The organism is Clostridium thailandense, from assembly GCF_019207025.1.
Classification (GTDB): Bacteria; Bacillota; Clostridia; order Clostridiales; family Clostridiaceae; genus Clostridium_AM; species Clostridium_AM thailandense.
The window spans coordinates 1-25,056 of record NZ_JAEEGC010000099.1 but is presented as its reverse complement, the minus strand read 5'-3'; the positions used below and the strand labels follow the sequence as shown (position 1 = coordinate 25,056).

Here is a 25,056-nt window from a genome sequence, read left to right as displayed (position 1 = left end):
CACAAACCTATGCACGTTCTCGCCGTGGATGTCTAAGTGCAACAGCCCCGTTTAGCAAAATTAAGGCTGAGTAAAATTCTCGGTTTGAAATTTATAGTTTTCATACATACTTTTAAATCTATTCCATTGACCATACCTTATTTGTTCTTGCTTTGCGGCATCGAAGGACTGCATCATTGGCCCGTCGCCCCAGCTTAATACATAAACATCGTGTGGTCCTTTATCTACATCTTGATTAGTGTTTATATCAAAGTCGAAAAATGGCCCACCAGTATCTCCAACCGTAAAAATACCTGTTGAATTTATATATTTTAAATCTGGAATATATATAACTGTTCCTGCTCTCATGTTATGTGCGGCAACTATTTTTCCACTTCCATCACAGTAATAGTTTTCACCAGCCGCACCGCATCCACTGTGATCGTATGATGTTATTATAGCATCTGTAAATTTATATACGTAATTTCCTATATCAGTAGTTCCACCAGAATTACTTCTAGGAGCGTTTAATTTTTTTGTAGTATTGGTACTAGATATAACTAGTATCTTTATATTATCAACTGCAGCATAGCCTCTTTTTTTGACATTTGCAGTGGTATATTCAATTAAATACCAGTTATCTTCTTTATTCAAAATAGTTACTTGTTGATTTTCTATAAAACCATTTGTAGCATAGTCTTTTGAAGGTCCCTCATATACAGTAGTGAGTGCAGTAACTTGAGCTGACTTTTTATTATTGGTATAATCAACAGTTGCAATTTTTGAATCTGTAGGCACATAGCTTGAGCTAATATAGCCTCTGCTTTTTACTCCAGAATTATTATATTCAATAAAGAAGAAGTCACCTTCCTTGTTTAGTAATTTTACCATTTCATTATCAATAGTACCTGTCTGAGAATATTGATCCGAAGGGCCACTGTATATAGTAGCTTGTCCATTTTGTTGGGAATAACCAAGACCAGACAATGAATATTGAGGATATCCATAACCCGCTATTAGATTATTCTTGCTCTTTATAGTTATTCTCGTAACCTGTTTTGAATTAGAAACTGGATATCCACCAATCAGGATAGTTATTGTGTCATCATTATTTATTGCTTCAACAATTCCTGCATAATCAACATCTTTATCTTTAAAAAAGACTATTGCTCCGACTTTTGGAGTGTTTTCCCATAAATGTCTGCTTTTGAACCAGTTTAAACTATCTGAATAAGATTCAGCTTTTGGAATTACATCTTGAAGGTTAGAACGATCAGCAACCCAACTAAGAAAAGTTGTACTCCAAGGAATATCATCCACTCCATACCATAATCCATATTTTGTAATATTACCATTTTTACCAGATCCAATAAAACCGATTTCGGATCGTGCAGTACTAAATAGGGTTTTTATCTTTGGATCTAAAGAGCTTAAATCTACAGGAGCAGGTAAAGAATTAGTAGAAGAATTCATTATAATACTATTGGAATTGATATATCCTCTTTTGATTTTGCCTGAAAAAGTATATTCTATAAAGCACCAATTATTTTCTTCATTCAATAAAAATACCTTTTGGCCATTTATTTTATCTAATCTAGTATAGGCATCAGAAGGTCCATCATAGACACTTGTAGATTTATTTAAGTAAAGAACTTGTTTTGTTCTGCTGTAATCAGCTATTGGTATTTGTAAATTACAAGGTAAACTATTCTGCTCAACATATCCTCTTTTTAAAATTCCAAGAAAGGTATATTCAATATAATAATAAGAATTCTCTTGGCTTAAGATTTTAATTTGTTGATTTTTTACAAATCCTACAACAGTTTTAGAATTAGATGGACAAGTATATACGATTATTTGATTTTCTACTTGAACTGTATTTGAAGTATTGTATATATCACTGGCATACACCTTATTAGTATAAGTGCACCGGACATTTGATATATTTACAAAGGAATAGAATCCAATAACAATAAAAATTAAAGTAAATATTTGAAAGGTTTGTTTAATATTTTTTTTCAATTTTTTCCCTCCTCATAAAAAGTGCTGCGTATTCATTTTACCACATGAGGAATTATTAGGCAAAATATAAAATAAATATGGTAGGTTTTAATGGAATATTTAGGGAATTAAAAATATTAATTCAAGATGAGAAGGGGCTGTGGCACTTAAGATAATCAAAGCAGAATAAGTCTATTTTCTGCCGTACTTACCTAAGTGCGACAGACACTAATAATAAAATATAGTAATTTTATTATTAAAAATTTTAATGGCTACTATAATATTTATATAATTTAAGAAGTTAAGAAAACGATATCAACAAGAGGTTATAAAAAGGATAAAATGCTAATAAATTCAGTAAATCAATCATGTAATTAAATGAAAGAAATAAAAAAATCATTTAACGGTAAATTTATGTTTGGAATAATTAATGTATGAACCAAGACTTGTATTAAAAGTATTTAAATGTGTTTTGCGGAACGTAAATGTAATCCTGCGTATAGGTTAATGGTTTGGTATAGTCATTCATAAAAAATAAACAATATGATTTGTATCATTAATGAAACATATTAATATAACATGATGAAAAGGATATATCTTAAGACAAATATAAATCGCATTAATTTGAAGAACGAAACAATAAATTTAAATAAATTACTATTCAGAATAATTCGAATAATAAAATTGATGTTGACATGTGAAAATTACGATGTTATTATGATAAAAACGAAAATTCAGAAAAAGCAAATAAAAATTTAAAAAAATAAAAAAACATATTGACAAGCTGATAGAAATATGGTAAAGTAGTAAACAATATATCAAAAGCAATGACAGGACCTAGTAAATATGTTAAGTATTTCAAAGAGAGTGGGACTTGGTGGAAACCCATAATACACATATTGAAACTCACCCTGTAGCTGCAGGCTGAAATAATAGTAAGCTGAGCCGGTGTAAGCCGTTATCTTAATGAAGTTATAAATTTGGGTGGTACCGCGACAGACCTTTCGCCCCATGATAATCATGGAGGAGGTCTGTTTTTTATATATCTAAATGCAAATAATGTTATTAAAATAAAAAAAATTTAAATTTTAGTAATATAAATTGAAACTCAATAATATATTAATCTATAAAAGTAAATATGACAAAAGCAATGACAGGACTTAGTAAATATGTTAAGTATCTTAAAGAGAGTGGGACTTGGTGGAAACCCATAGTACACATATTGAAACTCCCCCTGTAGCTGTAGGCTGAAAATAGTAAGCCGAGCCGGTGCAAGCCGTTATTTGAATGAAGTTAAAAACTTGGGTGGTACCGCGGACAGATTTTCGCCCCATTAAATGGGATTAATCTGTCTTTTTGTTTACCCTAAAATTAAAGTTAAATAGTTTTTCATTGGCCAATGAAAACTTTATATATTTATTCTTGCACATTTACAATGTAAAAAAATTAAAAATATGTAATAAAGAGGAGGAAAAATTATGTCAATGTTTACAAATAAAAAATCTGCTGAGGAAGTTAAAAAGTTTATTGAATCACGTAATAATTCAAAGGAGAGAGCAGAAAGGGTTTCACCAATCTATGAAGCAGGAAACCAATATTATGAATATTTAAGAGAGTCAAAAAAAGGTAATGCTAATGATTGCGATCATTGCACAGCATTCATGATGTTTTAATTGGGGCAAATTAATTGAAAAAATATAAAAAACTAAGGAATATAGGATTGTAGGAGGAAGTAAAATGGCAAAAATGTATTACGATGAGGATGCAAATTTAAGTTTATTAGAGGGAAAAAAGGTAGCAATCATAGGTTATGGAAGTCAGGGACACGCACATGCATTAAATTTAAAGGAAAGTGGAGTAGAAGTTGTAGTAGGACTTTATAAAGGAAGTAAGTCTTGGGCAATTGCTGAAGAAGCGGGACTGAAAGTAGTAGAAGCTTATGATGCTGCAAAAGAAGCAGATTTTATAATGATGCTTGTACCAGACGAAAAACAACCTAAGATCTATAAAGAAAACATTGAACCAAACTTGACAGAAGGAAAGGCGTTGATATTTGCTCATGGATTTAATATTCATTATGGTCAAATTGTTCCTCCTGCATATGTAGATGTATTTATGGTGGCTCCAAAGGGACCAGGTCATACTGTAAGAAGTCAGTATGTTGAAGGAAAAGGAGTTCCATGTTTAATAGCAGTTCATCAGGATGCTACTGGCAGAGCTAAAGATTTTTCATTAGCTTATGCTAAAGGTATTGGTGGTTCTAGAGCTGGAGTGCTTGAAACTACGTTTAAAGAAGAAACAGAAACAGATCTTTTCGGTGAACAAGCAGTATTATGTGGAGGAGTTACTGAGCTTATAAAAGCAGGATTCCAGACTTTGGTAGAAGCAGGATATCAACCAGAAAGTGCATATTTTGAGTGTTTACACGAAATGAAATTAATAGTTGACCTTATAAATGAAGGTGGACTTAGCTATATGAGATATTCGATAAGTGATACTGCAGAATATGGTGATTATTGTACTGGCAAAAGGATCATAACAGAGGAAAGCCGCAGGGGAATGAAGGATGTATTAAAAGAAATACAAGATGGAACTTTTGCTAGAAACTGGCTTGTTGAAAATCAAGTAAACCGCCCATACTTCAATGCGGTTAGAAGAAAAGAAAGAGAAGGTCAAATAGAAGTTGTTGGTAAAGAACTTAGAAAAATGATGCCTTGGGTAAAAAATAAGGAATAATGATAAAGCATTAAGAGATGATAAATTTTTCAACATCTCTTAATGCTGCAAAATATAGCATTGAAGAGGTGGAAGAGATGGGAAATAAGATATATATATTTGATACTACATTAAGAGATGGAGAACAAACTCCGGGAGTGAGTTTAAATATACATGAAAAGTTAGAAATCGCAAGACAACTTCAAGCACTTGGAGTAGATATAATTGAAGCAGGATTTCCAATTGCCTCTAAGGGAGACTTTGAAGCAGTTAAAGCTATTGCACAAAATATAAGAGGACCTGTTATTACAGGACTTGCTAGAGCTGCAAAGAAAGATATAGATACTGCTTGGGAAGCTTTAAAGTATGCAGAAAATCCTAGAATTCATACGTTTATTGCAACCTCAGACATCCATATGGAGCATAAGTTAAAGATGACACCAGAAGAAGTTTTAGAAAGAGCGCGCAGCATGGTAGGTTATGCTAAAAGCCTTTGTCCAAACGTTGAGTTTTCTCCAGAAGATGGAACAAGAACTCGCCCAGAATTTTTATATAAGGTGCTAGAGGCAGTAATTGATGCAGGTGCAGATGTATTAAATATTCCAGATACTGTTGGATATACAACTCCAGGAGAATATGGAGCTTTTATTAAAGGTATTAAAGACAATGTTCCAAATATTGATAAGGCTATCATAAGTGTTCACTGTCATAATGATTTAGGGTTAGCAGTAGCAAATTCTTTAGCAGCTATAGAAAATGGTGCTCAGCAAATAGAATGTGCAATTAATGGACTTGGTGAAAGAGCCGGAAATGCTGCACTAGAAGAAGTAGTAATGGCTATTAAGACTAGATCTAATCACTTTAATTGCCACACAGATATTGTTACAGAACAGATAACAAGAACTAGTAGTTTGGTAAGTCACTTAACTGGAGTACAAATTCAAAATAACAAAGCAATTGTAGGTTCCAATGCTTTTGCACATGAATCAGGTATTCATCAACATGGAGTTTTAAACTGTAGAGAAACCTATGAAATTATGACTCCAGAATCTGTTGGATTAAAGAAAAACTTAATAGTACTTGGAAAGCACTCAGGAAGACATGCTTTTGAACAGCGACTAAAAGAATTAGGTTATGCCAATTTAAATTCTGATAAAGTAAATGAAGCTTTTGTTAAGTTTAAAGATTTAGCAGATAAGAAAAAGTCCATATCTGATGAAGATATTGAGGCATTAGTAAAACAAGAAGTATTTCAAGTCCCTGAAAACTATAAAATTGAACATTTTCAAGTTTCCAGTGGAAATAATATGGTTGCCACTGCTGCTGTAAAAATACGTTACAATGATAACTCTGTTGATGAAGCTTCCTGTGGAGATGGCCCGGTAGACGCAACCTTTAAAGCAATAGAAAAAGCAGTAGGAATAGATGTTACGTTGAAGGATTATTTCTTAAAAGCTATAGGCAGTGGAAAAGATGCACTAGGAGAAGTTACTGTAAAAATTGAAAAGGACAGCAAAATATTTTCAGCAAAGGGTGTAAGTACAGATGTAGTAGAAGCGAGTGCTAAGGCATTTATAAATGCAATTAATAAAATGCATTATTACTTATATCAATCAGAGAGTTCTGCAACTCATAATAATGAAACATTAGTACGAATTTAGGAATGAAAAATACTTACTTTGTTAATATACTACAAAGTAGTTATTATATGGGGTACTTACGACTATAAATACGTTAATAAATACAATTAAATATATTTTTTAAAACTAGATTGGAGGAACGAACATGGGAATGACAATGACACAAAAGATTTTAGCTGCACACGCTGGCTTGGATAAAATAGAAGCTGGTCAGTTAATTAAAGTTAAATTAGATTTAGTACTTGGTAATGATATAACAACTCCAGTAGCTATCAAAGAGTTTAATAAAATTGGTGTTACTGAGGTTTTCCATAAAGAAAAAATAGCTATAGTGCCTGATCATTTTACTCCAAATAAAGATATAAAATCTGCAGAGCAATGCAAATGTGTAAGAGAATTTGCTTATGATAAAGGAATTAAAAATTACTTTGAAATTGGACAAATGGGTATAGAACATGCATTAATTCCAGAAAAAGGCTTGGCGGTTTGTGGAGATGTAATAATTGGAGCAGATTCACATACTTGTACCTATGGAGCTTTGGGAGCTTTCTCTACTGGGGTTGGAAGTACTGATATGGGTGCCGGTATGGCTACTGGTGAAGCTTGGTTTAAGGTTCCAGAAGCTATAAAGTTTGTACTTAAAGGAGAACTTGCGCCTTGGGTTAGTGGAAAAGATGTAATTTTACACATCATTGGTATGATTGGCGTAGATGGTGCTCTCTATCAATCAATGGAATATACAGGAGAAGGAATTAAAAGCCTATCTATGGATGACCGTTTTGCTATGACAAATATGGCTATTGAAGCTGGGGCTAAAAATGGAATTTTTGAAGTGGATGAGAAGACGATAAAATATGTAAAGGAACATTCGGACAGAGATTATATTATTTATAAAGCAGATGAGGATGCTGAATATACAAGAACTATAGAAATAGATTTGTCAACTATCAGGCCAACAGTAGCCTTTCCTCACCTTCCTGAAAACACAAGAACAATTGATAATGTAGGAGAAGTAGCTATAGATCAAGTAGTTATAGGATCTTGTACAAATGGAAGAATAGAAGACTTAAGAGCAGCTGCAAAAGTTTTAAAAGGTAACAAAGTAAATTCGAAGGTAAGAACTATTATATTCCCTGCAACTCAAAAAATATACCTTCAGGCTATAAAAGAGGGGCTTATTGAAACCTTCATAGAAGCAGGAGCAGTAGTAAGTACACCAACTTGTGGACCTTGTCTTGGAGGACATATGGGAATACTTGCAAAAGGAGAAAGATGTATAGCAACTACAAATAGAAATTTTGTTGGAAGAATGGGTCACCCAGAGAGTGAAGTATATCTAGCAAGTCCTGCAGTAGCAGCAGCTTCAGCAATTACAGGAAGAATTTCATCACCAGAGGAGGTAGCAAAATGGTAAAAGGAAAAGTAATAAAATATGGGGACAATGTAGATACTGACGTTATAATTCCAGCTAGACATTTAAGCACCAGTGATCCTAAGGAACTAGCAGTTCACTGTATGGAAGATTTAGATAAGGATTTTCCATCTAAAGTAGAGAATGCCAATATTATAATAGCAGGTAAAAATTTTGGATGTGGTTCTTCAAGAGAGCATGCACCAATTGCCATAAAAGCTGCCGGAGTGGAGTGTGTTATAGCAGAAACTTTTGCAAGAATATTTTATAGAAATTCCATAAATATAGGTCTTGCTATAATAGAATGCCCAGAAGCAGCTAAAGATATTGAAGAGGGCAATGAAGTAAGTATAGACTTTAAGTCCGGACTTATTACTAATATTACTAAGGGAAAAACATATACTGCAGCTGCGTTCCCAGAGTTTATGGAAAAAATCATAGCTGCAGAAGGACTTATAAATTATATAAAAGCACAGATTAATAATTAACTAAATAGAGGTGAAAGTAACATGAAAATAACAATTATACCAGGAGATGGAATAGGAAGAGAAGTAGTAAAACAGGCTGTAAAGGTACTTGACAGAATTGCGGATAAGTATAAATGTAATTTTGAATTTGAGGAAGCACTACTTGGTGGTGCAGCAATAGATGCAACAGGAAATCCAATACCAGAAGAAACAATACATAAATGTAAAAGCAGTGATGCAGTTATCCTAGGAGCTGTAGGTGGTCCTAAATGGGATAATCAGCCAGGACATTTAAGACCTGAAAAAGGACTTCTAGCTTTAAGAAAAGAGTTAGGTGTATTTGCAAATTTAAGACCAGCTATTTTATTTCCACAGCTAAAGTCTGCTTCGACTTTAAAGGATGAAGTATTAGGTGATGGATTAGATATTATGATAGTTAGAGAATTAATAGGCGGAGCTTATTTTGGAGAAAAGAAAAGAATAAATATTGAAGACGGACAAAGAGCTTATGATACAATTGATTATTGTACTAACGATATAAAAAGAATTGCTAAAAAGTCCTTTGAGGTTGCTAGAAAAAGGGGCAAGAAAATAACCTTAGTAGATAAAGCTAATGTGTTAGAAACTTCAAGACTTTGGAGAGAAATAGTTACAAACATGAGTGAAGATTATAAAGATGTAGAAGTAAACTATATGTATGTTGATAATGCAGCTATGCAGCTAATTAGAAATCCTAAACAATTTGATGTAATACTTACAGAAAATATGTTTGGAGACATTTTAAGTGATGAAGCTTCTATGTTAACGGGGTCACTAGGAATGCTTCCTTCAGCAAGTGTAGGAGAGGGCAATATAGGACTCTACGAACCAATTCACGGATCTGCACCAGATATCGCAGGGCAGGATAAAGCCAATCCTATAGGCACAATTATGAGTACAGCAATGATGCTGCGTTATAGTTTTGATATGGAAGATGCTGCAAAGGATATAGAAAATGCTGTATCAAAAGTTATGGATAAAGGATATAGAACTGGTGATATTATGGAAAATGGCATGGAAATAGTAGGAACAGAAGAAATGGGAGCTCTTATAGCAGCAGAAATATAAGATCAAAATTATTTTATGGGAGGAAGCAGTATGAAAGTTGCTGAAGCAATTATACAGTGTTTACATGAAGAGAATGTAGATACAGTATTCGGATATCCGGGAGCCACAGTGGTTCCAATATATGAAGCTTTAAGAAATTCAGATATTAAACACATATTGGTTAGGCAGGAGCAAGCAGCTGGTCATAGTGCAAGTGGATTTGGAAGATCTAAAAAAACGGTAGGAGTGTGTATAGCTACATCCGGCCCTGGAGCAACAAATCTGATTACCGCAATAGCTACTGCATATATGGATTCAATTCCATTAGTTATAATTACAGGTCAAGTTAAATCTAAGCTTATTGGTAAAGATGTTTTTCAGGAAGCAGATGTTACAGGAGCAACAGATTCCTTTACAAAGCACAATTATTTAGTTAAATGTGCAGAAGAACTTCCAAGAATTATAAAAGAGGCCTTCTATATAGCACGTACAGGAAGGCCTGGACCAGTATTAATTGATATACCAGTTGATATTCAACACGAGGATATAGAATTTGTATATCCAAAAGAAGTAAATATACGCGGCTATAAACCTAAATTTGAAGGGCATAAGGGTCAAATAAAGAGAGCAGCAGAAAAAATTATGGATAGCAAAAAACCTCTTATATGTGTAGGTGGAGGTATTGTCTCTGGTGATGCAAAAGAAGAATTAGAAAAGTTTCTTCAAAAAGCAAAAATACCTGTTGTTCACACACTTATGGGAAAAGGAAGTATTAATGAAGATAATGAGTACTATGTGGGGTTAATAGGTTCCCATGGATTTTCTTATGCCAATAAAGCTATATGTGAAGCAGACACTTTAGTAATGATAGGAACTAGAGCGGCAGATAGGGCTATATCAGGCTCAAGCTTTTCAAAAGATGCATGTGTTATTCATGTAGATATTGATCCTGCAGAAATAGGAAAAATTTTAGGACCTAATATACCAGTAGTAGGGGATTCTAAAAAAGTTTTAGAAGAATTAATAAAAGAAATTGATGATGTAGAAAGAAAAGAATGGATTAAACAAATTAAAATATGGAAAAAAGAAAGCCAAAATCAGATCAAGTTAAATACAAAGGTAAATCCTAAATACATATTGAATATATTGTCTCAAATCGCAGAGGAAAATGCAATAATAACTGCAGATGTAGGACAAAATCAAATATGGTGTGCAAGAAATTTTGAAATAACTGGAAATAGAAAATTCTTTACATCAGGAGGGCTTGGAACGATGGGGTACTCACTTCCAGCTGCTGTTGGTGCTAAATTAGCCAATCCAGATAAAAGAGTTATAGCAGTTATGGGTGATGGTGGTTTTCAAATGAGTATGGCTGAACTTGGTACAATAGCTGATAATAATTTAAATATAATAATACTTTTATTTAATAACTCGGTACTTGGTATGGTTAGAGAAATTCAGAAAAATACTTATGGTAATAATCGTTTTAGCGGTGTGAATTTTAAGTGTAAACCGGATTTTGTTAAAATAGCAGAGGCTTATGGGATAAAAGGCAGGAAAGTTATTAAAAATGGAGAGTTTAAGGATGTCTTTATGGAGGCTGCAAGCTGTGATGGACCATTTATGATAGAATGTATAGTTGATTGTAATGAAAGCACTTTCTAGAGGACAATTGTCCTCTAGAAAAATGTTGCATCGCAAAATTTGGAGATAGGAGGGGAGATACATGAATAAGTATGTTTTATCCGTATTGGTGGAAAATCATTCAGGTGTATTAAGCAAGATATCAGGATTGTTTAGCAGAAGAGGATATAATATTCATAGTTTAACAGTAGGAATTACAGAAGATCCTAATGTGTCACGTATGACTATAGTAGTTTCAGGCTGTGAGCAAATTTTAGAGCAAATAAACAAGCAATTGAATAAATTAATAGATGTTATAAAAATAACAAGTTTAGATTCTATGGCAGCTGTTTATAGGGAATTAGCACTTATAAAAGTTGCTATGAACCAAGGTAATCAGTCAATAATTACTGAAACTGTTAATATATTTAGGGGCAATATTGTAGACATGGATGTTAAAAGTATGACTATTGAAATTACTGGAGATGAGGAGAAGGTAACTGCTTTTATTGATTTGATGAAACCTCATGGAATAAAAGAAATAGTTAGAACAGGACTTACTGCATTAGAAAGAGGGTAAGTAAATTTCTAATTATTTTGGTTTGAAAAATACAATTTCAAATTTTTACATGTATAAAAATAAAAGAATTTTTGCAAAATAATGAACAAAAAATATTTTTTATTCATTATTTTGTGAAAAATCCCCTCATGCTTGTGATATAGGGAAATTTGCATGAAATTATGCATAATACTATTGATTGACATTAAAAATAAAGTTGTTATAATGAGTTTAAGCGAAAAATTAAATCGTGAATTAAAAATTATTTAAAAGTTTATTGGAGGATAAGGTTATGGAAAATATCATTAGAAAGGGAATAAGCGAAAAATTTTATTTTTACTTTTTTAGCTGGAGCTTTTATTATTATTGCGCTGGTTATTTTTGGTACAATAAAATATTCGTGTCCATTTCTGATGAGTTAAATAAATTCAGGTATAATTTTAAGAATGCGTTGTTGTGCGCTTAATTTAAATATATTTGGTTTAGTTTATACATAAGGCTCATTAGGGCCTTATTTTTTTTTATACATTTAAGCAGACATACAAAATCTGTGATTTTGATATGGTCGCTTACTCATTCGACAATAGGAGAAGGAGTTTCATTAAAATAAAAAATTTAGGAGGTATTTGTTATGGTAATAATTATGAAACCACACACACCAAAAGAAGAGGTAGTAATATTAAAGCAAAGATTGCAGGAGGAAAATGTTGAAGTGAATGAATGGGATGGAGAAAACTTCTGTGTACTAGGACTAATTGGAGATACTACAAAAATTGATGAAAGCAAGATAGAAGCTAATGAGTATGTAGAAAGAGTTCATAAGGTTCAACAGCCTTATAAGTTAGCAAATAGATTATTTCACCCTGATAATACAGTGATAGAAGTTGAGGATCAAATAATCGGAGGAAGAGATCTTACAGTTATAGCAGGTCCTTGTTCAGTAGAAAGTGAAGAGCAGATAGTAGAAATTGCAAAATTGGTTAAGAAAAGTGGAGCTGGATTTTTACGTGGAGGAGCTTTCAAGCCAAGAACATCACCTTACAGCTTCCAAGGGCTTAAAACTCATGGATTAGAACTTTTAAAAATTGCTAGACAAGAAACAGGACTTCCAATAGTAACTGAAATAATGACTGCAGACATGATAGACAGATTTGTAGAGGATGTAGATGTAATACAAGTAGGAGCAAGAAATATGCAAAACTTTGAGCTTCTAAAGGAACTTGGAAAAACTAGAAAACCCATACTTTTAAAGAGAGGACTTTCGGCGACTATAGAGGAACTTTTAATGTCTGCAGAATATATAATGTCCGAAGGAAATGAAAATGTAATACTCTGTGAAAGAGGTATAAGGACTTTTGAAACTTATACAAGAAATACTTTAGATTTAAGTGCTATACCAGCTATAAAGAAATTAAGTCACCTTCCAGTAATAGTAGATCCAAGTCATGCTGCTGGTTTATGGTGGATGGTAGAACCTTTAGCTAAAGCAGCGGTTGCAGTAGGCGCGGATGGTCTTATAATTGAAGTTCACAATGACCCTGCTAATGCTAGATGTGATGGACAGCAATCTATAAAGCCAGAGAAATTCGATAGACTTATGGAGGATATAAACACATTAGCACAAATAGGAAGTAGAAATATTTATGAGACAATAAATATTTAAATCTTAGTAAGTAAGTTATAGAAATTATTTTAGTAAAAGGGGAGGATATCATGGATGAATCTGGTTTTAAAATTAATATAGCAGTTGTAGGTTTAGGTCTTATAGGTGCATCTTATGCTATGGCACTTAGAGACCTAGGTCCTAGATGTATATATGGAATAGATAAAAATGAAGAAACTCTAAAAAGAGCCTTAGATATGGGCATTGTAGATAAGACTTCTAAAAAGGGAAATGCTTTTTTAAAGGAAGTAGATTTAATTATTGTAGCTCTTTACCCTCAGGATACAGTAAAATTTATAGAGGATAACTTAGATAATTTCAAAGAAGGCGTTGTAATAACAGATACATCAGGAATAAAAGAAAGCGTAGTGAGTGAAATAAATTCTATTTTACCTGATAATATGGAGTTTGTTGGTGGGCATCCAATGGCAGGAAAAGAAGCAGGCGGTATTAAGTTTGCATCCAAGGATATTTTCAAAGGTGCTAATTACATCATAACTCCAACTGTGAGAAACAGTAAGCATAATCTTAATTTTATAGAAAAGATGGCTAAGGACATAGGGTTTAAGAATGTAATTTATATAAATCCAGAAGAACATGATAGAATAATATCCTTTACCAGTCAGTTGCCACATGTTATAGCAGTTTCACTTGTTGATGCTTGTGTTGAGGAAAATGATATTGGTTTGTATACTGGTGGAAGCTTTAGAGATGCCACTAGAGTTGCTGTTATAAATTCTATGCTGTGGTCAGAACTGTTTACGATGAATTCTGAAAAATTAATATCTGAAATAGAGAGATTTGAAGAGAGTATAAACAAATTGAAAGATGCGATAAAGTATAAAGATTTAAACAAATTAGATAATATATTTAGAAAAGTATCATTAAAACGAAAAGAACTAGTGTAAAAGATAATAAAATTATGGAAGTGATAAAGTGAGTACTATAAACATTAATCTTAAGCATACAAAATATACAATACACATAGAAAAAGGTTTGTTAGATTCTATAGGAGAAAATGTATACCGAATCTATAAAGGTAAAAAGATAGTTTTAGTTACAGATAAAAATGTAGAGAAGTTTTATTTAGAGAAAGTTTTAAAATCTCTTAGAGATAATAAATTTGAAGTTGAATATATATCAATAAAACCAGGAGAGCAGAGCAAAACGCTTAATACATTAGAAGAAGTATATAAAAAGTTCTGTGAATATGAACTGAAAAGAGGAGATTTAATAATATCTTTAGGCGGAGGAGTTGTTGGAGATTTAACTGGTTTTGCAGCAGCTACTTATCTAAGAGGAATAAAATATATTCAAATTCCAACATCTCTTCTGGCTCAGGTAGACAGCAGTATAGGTGGAAAAGTAGCTGTAGACTTACCGTATGGTAAGAATTTGGTAGGAAGTTTTTATCATCCCCAGGCAGTTTTTATAGATACTAAAGTGCTTAATACTTTAGAGGAAAAATTTTTTAATGATGGAATGGCAGAAGTTATAAAGTATGGTTTAATAAGGGATAAAACTATTGTAGATTCAATTTCTAATTATTCTAATAAAGAAGAGGTTTTGGATAACATAGAAGAAATAATATATAAATGCTGTTCTATAAAGAAAAGTGTAGTTGAAAATGATGAAAAAGATATAGGTGAAAGGATGATATTAAATTTTGGTCATACGCTAGGGCACTGTGTAGAAAAATATTTTAATTATGAAGCTTATACTCATGGAGAGGCAGTAGCAATTGGTATGGCACATATAACAAAAAGAAGTGAAAATATGGGTATTACGGAAAAAGGTACCTTTGATTATATTAAACAAGTTCTACAAAAATATAAATTACCACTGGAAATGCCAAATATAGATTATAATGAATTATGTAAAATAATACGCCGCGATAAAAAGGCAGAGGAAGGCTCTATCAATTTAATAATGTTAACTAAGGTTGGGGAAAGCAGAATAATTAATACGGACATAGATGATATTGAAAAATACATAATTTAGTATCCTATTATTAAAGAAAGCAAAGTGCTAAATTATAAAAAATATTAAGATATAGGAGGCTATTAAATGAAAAAAGTACAATATCAAATCATTAATCCAGTTAAACTGGGTGGAAAAATAACAGTTCCATCATCTAAAAGTGATTGTCATAGAGCGGTAATTTGTGCTGGTTTATCCCACGGAATTAGTGAAATAGAGAATGTCAACTTTTCAGAAGATATAGAGGCTACCTGTGAAGCTATGAAGAACTTAGGAATAGATATAGTAAAACTTAAAGATGGATTAATTGTAAAAGGTGAAGATAAGCTTAGAATTAAAAATTCTAATATACATTGTGCTCAGTCTGGTTCTACTTTAAGATTTTTAATACCATTAGCAGCAACTGTGGAAAATGAAGTTACATTTGAAGGGGAAGGAAAGCTTGTAGAAAGACCACTTAAACCTTACTATGATATTTTTAACAAGCAGAAGATTGAATACAAAAATAAAGCCGGAAGGCTTCCTTTAACAATAAATGGACAACTAAAACCAGGTGAATACAGAATTGAGGGAAATATAAGCTCACAATTCATAAGCGGATTGTTATTTGCACTTCCTCTTTTAGATGGAAATTCAAAAATAATAATTACTACTGAATTAGAATCAAGGCCATATGTTGATATGACGCTTGATGCCTTGAATAAATTTTCAATAAAAATAGAAAACAATAATTATAAAGAATTTATAATAAAGGGGAATCAAAAATACAAATCTTGTAACTATAAAGTAGAAGGAGATTTTTCTCAAGCAGCATTTTTACTTACTTTAGGAATTTTAGGTGAAGGTACAGAATGTATAGGACTTAATGCAAAATCACTTCAAGGAGATAAGGTTGTACTAGAAATTCTTAAAAGCATGGGGGCGCAGATTATTGACGAAGAGGAATCTATAAAGGCTGTGCCATCTAAAACTCATGGAACAGTAATAGATGCTTCGCAGTGTCCAGATTTAGTTCCAGTACTTGCAGCTTTGGCTTCAGTAAGTGAAGGAACTACAAAAATTGTCAATGCAGCAAGACTTAGAATAAAAGAAAGCGATAGATTAGCAGCAATAAGCTGTGAGTTAAATAAAATAGGAGCAGATGTAGAGGAAAAGGAAGATGGTTTAATAATAAGAGGAAAAGCTAAGCTAAGAGGCGGCTCCGTGTATAGCTGGAATGATCATCGTATAGCAATGGCTTTAGCTGCTATCTCCTCAAAATGTACTGAACCACTTATAATAAAAGATTCAAGTTGTGTTAAAAAATCTTACCCAGAATTTTGGCAGCATTTTAGAAAACTAGGAGGTAATATAGATGAGTGGAGTGTGGGGGAATAATATTAAGCTTTCCATATTTGGAGAGTCCCATGGTAAGGCCATCGGTATTACAATAGATGGACTTAAACCTGGTATAGAATTAGATGTGGATTATATAAAAAATCAAATGCAAAGAAGAGCGCCAGGATCTAGTTTGCTTTCAACTCCGAGAAAAGAAGGAGATAACTTTGAAATATTAAGCGGATTCTTTAATGGAAAAACTACAGGTACTCCACTTTGTGCAGTAATTTATAATCAAAATACTATATCAAAGGATTATGAAAGTACAAAAGATTTAATGAGACCAGGTCATGCAGACTATACCGGGCATGTAAGATATGATGGCTTTAATGATTACAGAGGTGGAGGACATTTCTCAGGAAGACTCACAGCCCCTATAGTTTTTGCAGGAGCTATTTGTAGATATATATTAGAAGAAAAAAATATAATAATAGGAAGTCATATAAAAAGTATAGCTTCAGTTAGTGAACGTAAATTTGGGTTAGAAGATCTAAAGGTAGAAAAATTAATTGAATTATCTAAGGATGAGTTTCCGGTATTAGAAAATAAAAGTAAAGAAAGCATGGTAGATAGTATTCTGAAGGCTAAAGAAGAGGGCGATTCTGTAGGAGGAACTATTGAAACAGCAGTACTAAATCTTCCACCTGGCATAGGAAATCCATTTTTTAATTCTATAGAAAGTACTATTTCTGGATTGTTATTTTCAATTCCAGCAGTAAAGGGAGTTGAGTTTGGGGCCGGTTTTGATATTGCTGGCATGAAGGGTTCGGAAGCAAATGATGAATATTTCATAGATAAAAATAAAGAAATAAAAGCTAAGAGTAATAATAATGGGGGAGTTGTAGGTGGAATTACTAATGGAATGCCGTTAATATTTAGAGCAGCTATTAAGCCAACTCCTTCTATATCAAAATCTCAAAATACAGTTAATATAGAAAAGATGGAAAATGCTGTTTTAAATATAAAAGGAAGGCATGATCCATGTATTGTGCCAAGAGCAGTGTCAGTGGTAGAGGCAGTGGCAGCAATAGCAATAGTAGACTTACTTCAATTCGTAAAATAAAAATAATACGTCGTATTATTTTTACATTACGAATTACAGTTAGATTTAATGTGTAGTTGAAAGTTGAGGGTGGAGGTGCTATTTTGGAAGAATTAAATAGTTTAAGGAAAAAAATTGATATCATAGACGAAGAAATAGTTAGGCTTTTTGAAGAAAGAATGGATATAGTTCAAAGCGTAGCAGAATATAAGAAAAAAAATTCTATGGAAATTTTAAATTCTAAGAGAGAGAGCGAGGTTATAGAAACACAACTAAATAATTTAAGGAATAAATCAATAAAAAAAGAAACAGAAGAATTCTTAAAATACATTATGTATATAAGTAGAAATTTACAAAGTAAAATTCTAAAGCAAGATGATTTAAATATTGAAAGATGTAAGAAAAGCTTTAAAAGAGAAAATAAAAAAAATCCAATAGTAGGATTTCAAGGAGTTCCAGCATCTTTTAGCCATGAAGCTTTAATTAATTATTTTGGAGAAGATATTGAAGCATTAAATTATAAAAGCTTTAAAGATGTGTTTGAGGCATTAAAAAATGGAGATATAGAATATGGAATTTTGCCTATTGAAAACTCATCAACAGGAGGAATTGACGAAGTTGATGACTTATTAAGAGAATATAATTTCTATATAGTAGGTGAAAAGTGTCTTAAAGTGGAGCATAATTTGCTGGGAACTAAAGATACTAAGGTCTCGGATATAACAGAAGTATATTCCCATGCTCAAGGGTTTCTTCAAAGTAATAAATTTTTTGAAAAACATGATAACTGGAAGCTGATTCCTTATTTAAATACAGCTAAAAGTGCTAAGTACGTCAGTGAAGAAAATAATAGGTCAAAGGCATGTGTAGCAAGTAAAAAAGCCGCAGAGCTTTATGGACTTAAAATTATAGAGGAAAATATAAATTATAATAGTAATAATTTTACAAGGTTTATTATAATAGCACCCGAGCTTGAAGTAGATAGGAAATGCAACAAAATTAGCATAGTCATTGCACTGCCTCATAAGGTAGGAACACTTTATAATATTACAAGACATTTTTACAATAATAATTTAAATATGACTAAAATAGAATCCAGACCAGTAGTAGATAGGTCATGGGAATACTTTTTCTATATAGATTTTAGCGGAAATATGCAAGATGAAAATGCTATTAATGCTTTAAAAGAAATAGAGAAAGAGAGTGTATACTTTAAACTTCTAGGTAATTATAAATCAGATTGTAATATAGATTAAAAAACGTTTTCATAATTTTTTGTAGTTATTTTTGAAAAATTATTAAAAAAATACAAAAAATAATGATAATATATTATATTTTTGCGTAAAAACTATTGAATTTTAATTATATAGCTAGTATAATATATAAATATAAAAGATAATAGTATTGAAAAGGCAACGGCGTCTTGAGTTAGGGAATTTGAATTCTCTTATTCGTAGACGCCTTTTTGTTGTTACTTCAACTATATTAATAAAGGGGGGCCTAAAAATGAATAATATTAACGGAGCAGATACTACATTTATAATTTTCTCAACGGTACTAGTATTTTTAATGACTCCAGGATTAGCTTTATTTTATGCAGGAATGGTTAGAAAAAAGAATGTATTAAGCACTACAGCAAAGAGTTATGCGTGTATGATACTAATATCAATTCAATGGTTATTGATAGGATATACTTTGTGTTTTGGAAAAGACATTGGTGGGTTTTTAGGTAACTTACAATGGTTTGGGCTAAATGGTGTGGGATTTGCACCAAACGCAGATTATGCGGCAACAATTCCGCAGCAGGCCTTTGTAATATTCCAGCTTATGTTCGCACTTATAACACCAGCTTTGATATCAGGAGCAGTGGTAGAGAGAATGAATTTTTTAGCATTCGCACTATTTGTTTTACTTTGGTCAACTTTAGTATATGATCCAATTGCACATTGGGTTTGGGGAGTTGGAGGATGGATAAGAAATTTAGGAGCACTAGATTTTGCTGGTGGTAATGTTGTCCATATTAGTTCAGGGGTTTCTGCATTAGTTGCATCAATAATGCTTGGAAAAAGAAAAAGATTGGAGACAATCACTCCACATCATATTCCAATGACATTTTTAGGAGCAGGATTACTTTGGTTTGGATGGTTTGGATTTAATGCAGGAAGTGCATTAGCAATAAATGATGTAGCATTTAATGCTTTTATAACTACTAATACTGCAGCAGCAGCAGCAGCTATAGGCTGGAGTGCTTGTGAGTACTTCCACAGAGGTAAGGTAACATGTTTAGGTATTGCCAGTGGAATAGTGGCAGGCCTTGTAGCTATAACTCCAGGTGCAGGTTTTGTTACTCCTTTATCATCGTTAGTAATAGGTCTATTTGGAGGAGCTATATGCTTCTGTGGCGTTACATTTGTTAAACAAAAGTTTGGATATGACGATGCGTTGGATGCCTTTGGTTGTCATGGTATTGGTGGAATATGGGGAGGTATAGCAACAGGAATATTTGCTTCAACAACTATTAATTCAGCAGCCGGACAAAGTGGATTATACTATGGTAATATAAAGCTTTTAGGTGTTCAAATAGTTGCTATTTTAGCTACCATTGCATATTCTGCAATAATGACTTTCATAATATTGAAAGTAGTAAATAAAGTTATTAAGATTAGAGTAAGCAGTGAAGAAGAACAAAGCGGATTAGATGTTGCACTACATGGTGAAGAAGCTTATGGTGGATTAAGTTTATAATTTTCTATTGATATAAATTAAGACAAAGTAATGTTTTGTTGTAATACATGATATAGTTTAAAAAAGGAGGGATATGTTTATGAGTGGAAAGCTAACTAAAATTGATATCATTACATCTCCGAGCAAGTTTGAAGAGTTAAAGGATGCACTAAGTGAAATAGGAATTGCGGGCATGACCGTATCAAATGTCTTAGGTTGTGGAATGCAAAAGGGTCATAAAGAATTTTATAGAGGAAAGGCAGTAGATATTAATTTATTGCAGAAGGTGAAAGTGGAAATTGTAGTTTGTGAAATTCCAGTAGAGACAGTAGTAGAAACTGCAAAGAAGATATTATACACAGGTCAAATGGGCGATGGGAAGATATTTATTTATGATGTAGCTAATGTTATACGTATTAGTAACGGAACAGAAGGAAAAGATGCGTTGCAGTATAATAAATAGCATAGAAATCCGAAGTTCATAGGTAAGCACGGCCGAAAATAAACTTATGCTTCGGTAGATGTTACCAAGCCTCAGCATGATAAAAATTTTTAATTATTCTAAAGCTCAGTATTTTGGAAATCTAAGAAGCTTTTATAAACTCGTACCTCAGACATATAAAAGTTTCTAAGATTTTCCAAAATACTTCGCTAAGAATAATAAAAAAATTTTTATATGTGCTTTCAGTTTTGGAAACACATCCCTGCGTATAAGTTAAATGTCTGGTTTGGGTATCTATATAACTAGCTTAACAACTTTACATATACAACAACTAAAGTTTAGTAGATTCAATTTTTATCCATATTTTTTTATAATTTTCTCCGCTACCTTATCTATCGGTATACACATATCCATACTTTTCTTTCTTAAGAATTTATAGGCTACATCTTCTGAAACATTGATTTTTTTCATAATAATTCCTTTTGCTTTATCTAATTTTTTTCTATTTTCCAATGTTACTTCAAGTTCTTTAATCCTATCCTGAAGGCTACTTACCTTGATGATATTATTTATACTGAATTCAACTATCTGATATAGTTGTTCTGATTTTACCGGTTTAATTATATATGCAAAAATATTCATGTTTTTTAATTTGTCATAGAAGGCAGAGTCAAGGTTGTTTGTAATAAATACAACACTAGAAACTTTATCATCCTCTATTATTCGTGCTGTTTTATAAGCATTAATTCCTAGCAGGTTAAAATCCATAATTACTAAATGTGGAAATATGCTTCTACTGGTTCTTAATACTCCACCGCTATCAGACGCTTGATAGACCAAATAACCTCTTCTTTTTAGCAATTCGCTAATCATTTCTCTATTTTTGCTATCACTATCAGCAACTACTATTTTATAATTATCCATAGGCATCACTCCGCAAGAAACAATTTGACGAATCTAAAACTTTTTTAAGTATCTATCAATTTCCCACAAAGACACATACTTAGAGTATTCATTCCATTCATATAGAGCAGCATTAGTGAACTTCTTGTATACATGCTCCCCAAGGGATGATTTTATTACTTCATTTTTGGATAATTCCTTAATTGCTTCATACAAATTAGTCGGTAACTTCTTTATACCTCTTTCCCTAACTTCATCAGACTCCATTTCATAAGCATTACTAGTAACTTGCTCTGGTGGCTTTATCTTATTTTTTATACCATCTAAACCTGCCTTTAAAGTGGCTGCTAATGCTAAGTATGGATTTGCGGAAGGGTCTGGACTTCTTAATTCAATTCTAGTTCCCATGCCCCTTTCTGCGGGTATTCTAATCAACGGGCTTCTATTATTGGCTGACCATGCTATTAATACTGGTGCCTCATATCCTGGAACCAGTCTTTTATACGAATTTACTGTAGGATTAGTTAAAGCCGTGTAAGCTCTAGCATGTTCTATTAATCCTCCCAAAAAGTAATAGGCAATTTCGGAGAGCTGCAAGTAATTATTTTTATCATAAAAAACATTCTTATTTTCTAGTGTTGAAAGCGACATATTAAGATGCATACCTGAACCATTTACACCAAACTTAGGCTTTGGCATAAATGTAGCATGCAGGCCATTTCTTTGTGCGATAGTTCTTACAACCATCTTAAAAGTCATAATGTTATCTGCTGTTATCAAAGCATCATCATATTCAAAATCTATTTCATGCTGTCCTGGTGCAGCCTCATGATGAGATGTTTCAATTTTAAAGCCCATCTCTTTTAAAGCTATGGTCATATCGTTCCTTGCATTTCCACCTAAATCTATTGGTGCAAGATCAAAATACCCTGCATCATCATGAGTTTCGAGAGAAGGATTGCCTTTTTCATCTGTATTAAATAAGAAAAATTCACATTCCGGACCAACTTTTAATCGATACCCCATTTTCTCTGATTCTCTTATCACTCTTTTTAAAGTATTTCTAGGACAGCCTTCAAAGGGAGTTCCATCCATATTATATATATCACATATAAGCCTAGCCTCTTTGTGTAGATTCGTCCATGGAAAAACAATAAAAGTCGTTAAGTCTGGAACTAAATACATATCTGATTCTTCAATTCTTACAAATCCATCTATTGATGACCCATCAAACATTATCCTGTTATCTAAAGCTTTATCTAGCTGCTCTACTGTAATAGAAACATTTTTCATAATACCCATTATATCTGTAAATTGAAGATGTATAAACTCTACATCAAAATTTTCAATCTTTCTAAGTAATTCTTCTCTAATATTTTGGTTATTCAAATTTCTTCCTCCTTTCATAATTAAATGATACATATAACTATTATTTAATATAATATCATCTATCATGAAATAATCAAACTATAAATTTGGTTATCTATACAGGCATCAATGGCCGACACTTAACTTATACGAAGGTATATGTTGACAAACCTAAGCACGATAAAAACTTTTAATTATTCTAAAGCTCAGCATATTTATGCGAATCACTTACTCATCTGATGATAGGAAGAGGAGTTTCACCAATTTCTAAGAATCAATGATAAACTCTTACCTTTAAATTACTTGCATAAACAAGTAATTAGAGGTAAGATATTAATATTGAAATACATATATGGAAAAGAGGTGTTTTTTTGGGAGAAGATAGTGGAATAGACATAGAAGCTTTTGGTCAAGCATTAGGTATGACTTTTAGACTTGTATCAAACCGCATTAGTTCAAAATTTAAAGTCGCAGGTTATGTAGTTACTCCAGAGCAATATATGATTCTTAACTATTTATACAAGAATGGAGAATTACAACAAAATCAAATATCAAAATTAACCGCCAAGGATGAACCTTGTATTTCTCGTATAGTTAATAACATGATTAAAAACGGCATTGTAGAAAGAGTCCAGCACCCAAATGATAAGAGAACTAATTTAATTTGCTTAACAAAGAAAGCAAAGGAGATTGAAGAAAGTTTGCATAATGAGTGCTTATTGGCATTGAGTGAGGCAGTTAAGAATATTCCAAGCTCAAATATTAAAATATTTGAAAGTGTTCTATATCAAATTATAAGTAATTTGAAGTAATATAGACAAATATGATTAAAAGTAGATTTATTCTTAGTTATAAAAAGTATTGGAGGGAAGAATTATGAGTATTGATAAAATGTTTTATAAAACACTTTTAGAGAGTTTGTTTTCTGATCCCTTTGAAGTTGAATTTTGGGATGGAGAAGTAGAAAAGTATGGGGAAGGAGAAAGTAAATTTAAAATAATCTTCAATGAACATATTTCTAAAGCAGATATAATAAGAGATCCTTCTTTAGCTTTTGGAGAAGGATATATGACAAAAAAGATAGAGATAGAAGGAACTATTCAAGGAGTCATAGAGTCTTTATATAATAATAAGGAAAGTTTTCTGAGTAATAGCGGCAAATATGCAGATTTAATTAAAAGAATGTCTAACAATATTAAAAATAGTAAGGAAAATATAGAACATCATTATGACATAGGAAATGATTTTTATAAATTGTGGTTAGATGATACAATGACTTATTCCTGTGGATATTTTAGATCACCTGAGGATTCACTAACAACAGCCCAAAGAAATAAGGTTGAACACATTTTAAAAAAGTTTGCATTAGTAAAAGGGCAAACTTTGCTTGATATAGGTTGTGGTTGGGGAGAATTAATTATTACAGCAGCAAAAGAATATAGAGTAAAGACATTAGGAATAACATTAAGTTCAGAACAATTTGCTAAGGTTAATGAAAGAATAAAAAGTGAAGGCTTAAAAGATTTAGTGCAAGTTAGACTTGCGGATTATAGAGAGTTAAAAAACATAAAATTTGATAGAATAGTTAGTGTTGGAATGGTAGAACATGTAGGAAAAAAACATCTCCCAGAATATTTTGAGGCTGTAAATAGTCTATTGAATGAAAAAGGAGTTTCTATGCTTCATTGTATTACAAGTTTAGATGAAGGTGGTACAAATACATGGATAGATAAGTATATTTTTCCAGGTGGGTATATTCCATCAGTTAAAGAATTGGTCTACAATATGTCAAATTATAAATTTTATTTAAATGATTTAGAAAGTCTTAGAAGACATTATGGAAAAACGCTAGAGTGTTGGGCAACTAACTTTGAAAATGCATTGCCTGAAATAAGAAAAACAAAAGATGAGACTTTTATAAGGATGTGGAGATTATATTTAAATTCTTGTGCAGCCTCTTTTAACTGTGGAAATATTGATCTTCATCAATTCTTATTTGTAAAAGGTGTGAATAATGAATTACCATGGACTAGAGAATATATGTATAAATAACATTTATAGGATTCAAGACCAGAA

Annotated in this window: 21 protein-coding genes and 2 other annotated features; of the genes, 18 read left to right on the top strand and 3 right to left on the bottom strand. The window is 32.1% G+C overall.

The window, feature by feature from the left end; genetic code table 11:
- Positions 1-60 precede the first annotated feature (60 nt).
- Entirely contained in the window at positions 61-2,001 is a 1,941-nt protein-coding gene (locus I6U48_RS18225; RefSeq protein ID WP_218321899.1) for an SH3 domain-containing protein, read from the bottom strand.
- A gap of 797 nt (positions 2,002-2,798) precedes the next feature.
- Positions 2,799-2,995: a binding site (T-box leader), on the top strand.
- Between the two features lie 126 nt (positions 2,996-3,121).
- Positions 3,122-3,316: a binding site (T-box leader), on the top strand.
- A gap of 142 nt (positions 3,317-3,458) precedes the next feature.
- On the opposite strand from I6U48_RS18225, the gene I6U48_RS18220 reads away from it, so the two are divergent.
- The 16 genes from I6U48_RS18220 (at position 3,459) to I6U48_RS18145 (ending at position 20,730) form a co-directional block, all read left to right on the top strand.
- On the top strand, positions 3,459-3,653 hold the full coding sequence (locus I6U48_RS18220; RefSeq protein ID WP_218321898.1) for a hypothetical protein: 195 nt from the start codon (positions 3,459-3,461) through the stop codon (positions 3,651-3,653).
- A gap of 64 nt (positions 3,654-3,717) precedes the next feature.
- Positions 3,718-4,716 (top strand): ketol-acid reductoisomerase, encoded by a 999-nt coding sequence (ilvC, locus tag I6U48_RS18215; RefSeq protein WP_218321897.1) that lies wholly within the window; start codon positions 3,718-3,720, stop codon positions 4,714-4,716.
- Between the two features lie 77 nt (positions 4,717-4,793).
- The gene (locus I6U48_RS18210; protein WP_218321896.1) at positions 4,794-6,356 is read left to right on the top strand and encodes a 2-isopropylmalate synthase; all 1,563 of its coding nucleotides are present in this window, start codon (positions 4,794-4,796) and stop codon (positions 6,354-6,356) included.
- Positions 6,357-6,480: 124 nt separating this feature from the next.
- Positions 6,481-7,749 (top strand): 3-isopropylmalate dehydratase large subunit, encoded by a 1,269-nt coding sequence (leuC, locus tag I6U48_RS18205; protein WP_218321895.1) that lies wholly within the window; start codon positions 6,481-6,483, stop codon positions 7,747-7,749.
- On the top strand, positions 7,743-8,234 hold the full coding sequence (gene leuD / locus I6U48_RS18200; protein ID WP_218321894.1) for a 3-isopropylmalate dehydratase small subunit: 492 nt from the start codon (positions 7,743-7,745) through the stop codon (positions 8,232-8,234). Before leuC ends, leuD begins: the two co-directional genes overlap by 7 nt.
- Before the next feature lie 21 nt (positions 8,235-8,255).
- Positions 8,256-9,320, top strand: a complete 1,065-nt coding sequence (gene leuB, locus I6U48_RS18195) for a 3-isopropylmalate dehydrogenase (RefSeq protein WP_218321893.1) — start codon at positions 8,256-8,258, stop codon at positions 9,318-9,320.
- A 30-nt stretch (positions 9,321-9,350) separates the two neighbouring features.
- A complete protein-coding gene (gene ilvB, locus I6U48_RS18190; protein WP_218321892.1) occupies positions 9,351-10,964 on the top strand; it encodes a biosynthetic-type acetolactate synthase large subunit in 1,614 nt (537 codons plus the stop codon).
- A 61-nt stretch (positions 10,965-11,025) separates the two neighbouring features.
- Positions 11,026-11,502 (top strand): acetolactate synthase small subunit, encoded by a 477-nt coding sequence (gene ilvN / locus I6U48_RS18185; protein ID WP_218321891.1) that lies wholly within the window; start codon positions 11,026-11,028, stop codon positions 11,500-11,502.
- Positions 11,503-12,112: 610 nt separating this feature from the next.
- Positions 12,113-13,144 carry a 3-deoxy-7-phosphoheptulonate synthase gene (aroF, locus tag I6U48_RS18180; protein WP_218321890.1) on the top strand — a complete coding sequence of 344 codons (1,032 nt, stop codon included), beginning with the start codon at positions 12,113-12,115 and terminating at the stop codon, positions 13,142-13,144.
- Positions 13,145-13,194: 50 nt separating this feature from the next.
- On the top strand, positions 13,195-14,052 hold the full coding sequence (locus tag I6U48_RS18175; RefSeq protein ID WP_218321889.1) for a prephenate dehydrogenase: 858 nt from the start codon (positions 13,195-13,197) through the stop codon (positions 14,050-14,052).
- A 28-nt stretch (positions 14,053-14,080) separates the two neighbouring features.
- Positions 14,081-15,145: a 3-dehydroquinate synthase gene (gene aroB, locus I6U48_RS18170; RefSeq protein ID WP_218321888.1), complete on the top strand. Its 1,065-nt coding sequence runs from the start codon at positions 14,081-14,083 to the stop codon at positions 15,143-15,145.
- Between the two features lie 66 nt (positions 15,146-15,211).
- Positions 15,212-16,501: a 3-phosphoshikimate 1-carboxyvinyltransferase gene (aroA, locus tag I6U48_RS18165; protein ID WP_218321887.1), complete on the top strand. Its 1,290-nt coding sequence runs from the start codon at positions 15,212-15,214 to the stop codon at positions 16,499-16,501.
- Positions 16,479-17,564, top strand: coding sequence for a chorismate synthase (aroC, locus tag I6U48_RS18160; RefSeq protein ID WP_218321886.1), 1,086 nt, complete (start codon positions 16,479-16,481; stop codon positions 17,562-17,564). Before aroA ends, aroC begins: the two co-directional genes overlap by 23 nt.
- An 83-nt stretch (positions 17,565-17,647) precedes the next feature.
- Positions 17,648-18,799, top strand: a complete 1,152-nt coding sequence (locus I6U48_RS18155; protein ID WP_218321885.1) for a chorismate mutase — start codon at positions 17,648-17,650, stop codon at positions 18,797-18,799.
- A 250-nt stretch (positions 18,800-19,049) separates the two neighbouring features.
- On the top strand, positions 19,050-20,288 hold the full coding sequence (locus tag I6U48_RS18150) for an ammonium transporter (RefSeq protein ID WP_246615432.1): 1,239 nt from the start codon (positions 19,050-19,052) through the stop codon (positions 20,286-20,288).
- Between the two features lie 79 nt (positions 20,289-20,367).
- Positions 20,368-20,730, top strand: coding sequence for a P-II family nitrogen regulator (locus I6U48_RS18145; protein ID WP_218321884.1), 363 nt, complete (start codon positions 20,368-20,370; stop codon positions 20,728-20,730).
- Positions 20,731-21,063: 333 nt separating this feature from the next.
- On the opposite strand, the gene I6U48_RS18140 is transcribed toward I6U48_RS18145, so the two are convergent.
- Complete coding sequence (locus I6U48_RS18140) at positions 21,064-21,633, bottom strand: ANTAR domain-containing response regulator (RefSeq protein WP_218321883.1); 570 nt, start codon at positions 21,631-21,633, stop codon at positions 21,064-21,066.
- Between the two features lie 33 nt (positions 21,634-21,666).
- Positions 21,667-23,019: a type I glutamate--ammonia ligase gene (glnA, locus tag I6U48_RS18135; RefSeq protein ID WP_218321901.1), complete on the bottom strand. Its 1,353-nt coding sequence runs from the start codon at positions 23,017-23,019 to the stop codon at positions 21,667-21,669.
- A 332-nt stretch (positions 23,020-23,351) separates the two neighbouring features.
- Between glnA and I6U48_RS18130 the strand changes: the two genes are divergently transcribed.
- Positions 23,352-23,792, top strand: coding sequence for a MarR family winged helix-turn-helix transcriptional regulator (locus tag I6U48_RS18130; protein WP_246615431.1), 441 nt, complete (start codon positions 23,352-23,354; stop codon positions 23,790-23,792).
- Positions 23,793-23,856: 64 nt separating this feature from the next.
- Positions 23,857-25,032 carry an SAM-dependent methyltransferase gene (locus tag I6U48_RS18125; protein ID WP_218321882.1) on the top strand — a complete coding sequence of 392 codons (1,176 nt, stop codon included), beginning with the start codon at positions 23,857-23,859 and terminating at the stop codon, positions 25,030-25,032.
- Positions 25,033-25,056 lie beyond the last annotated feature (24 nt).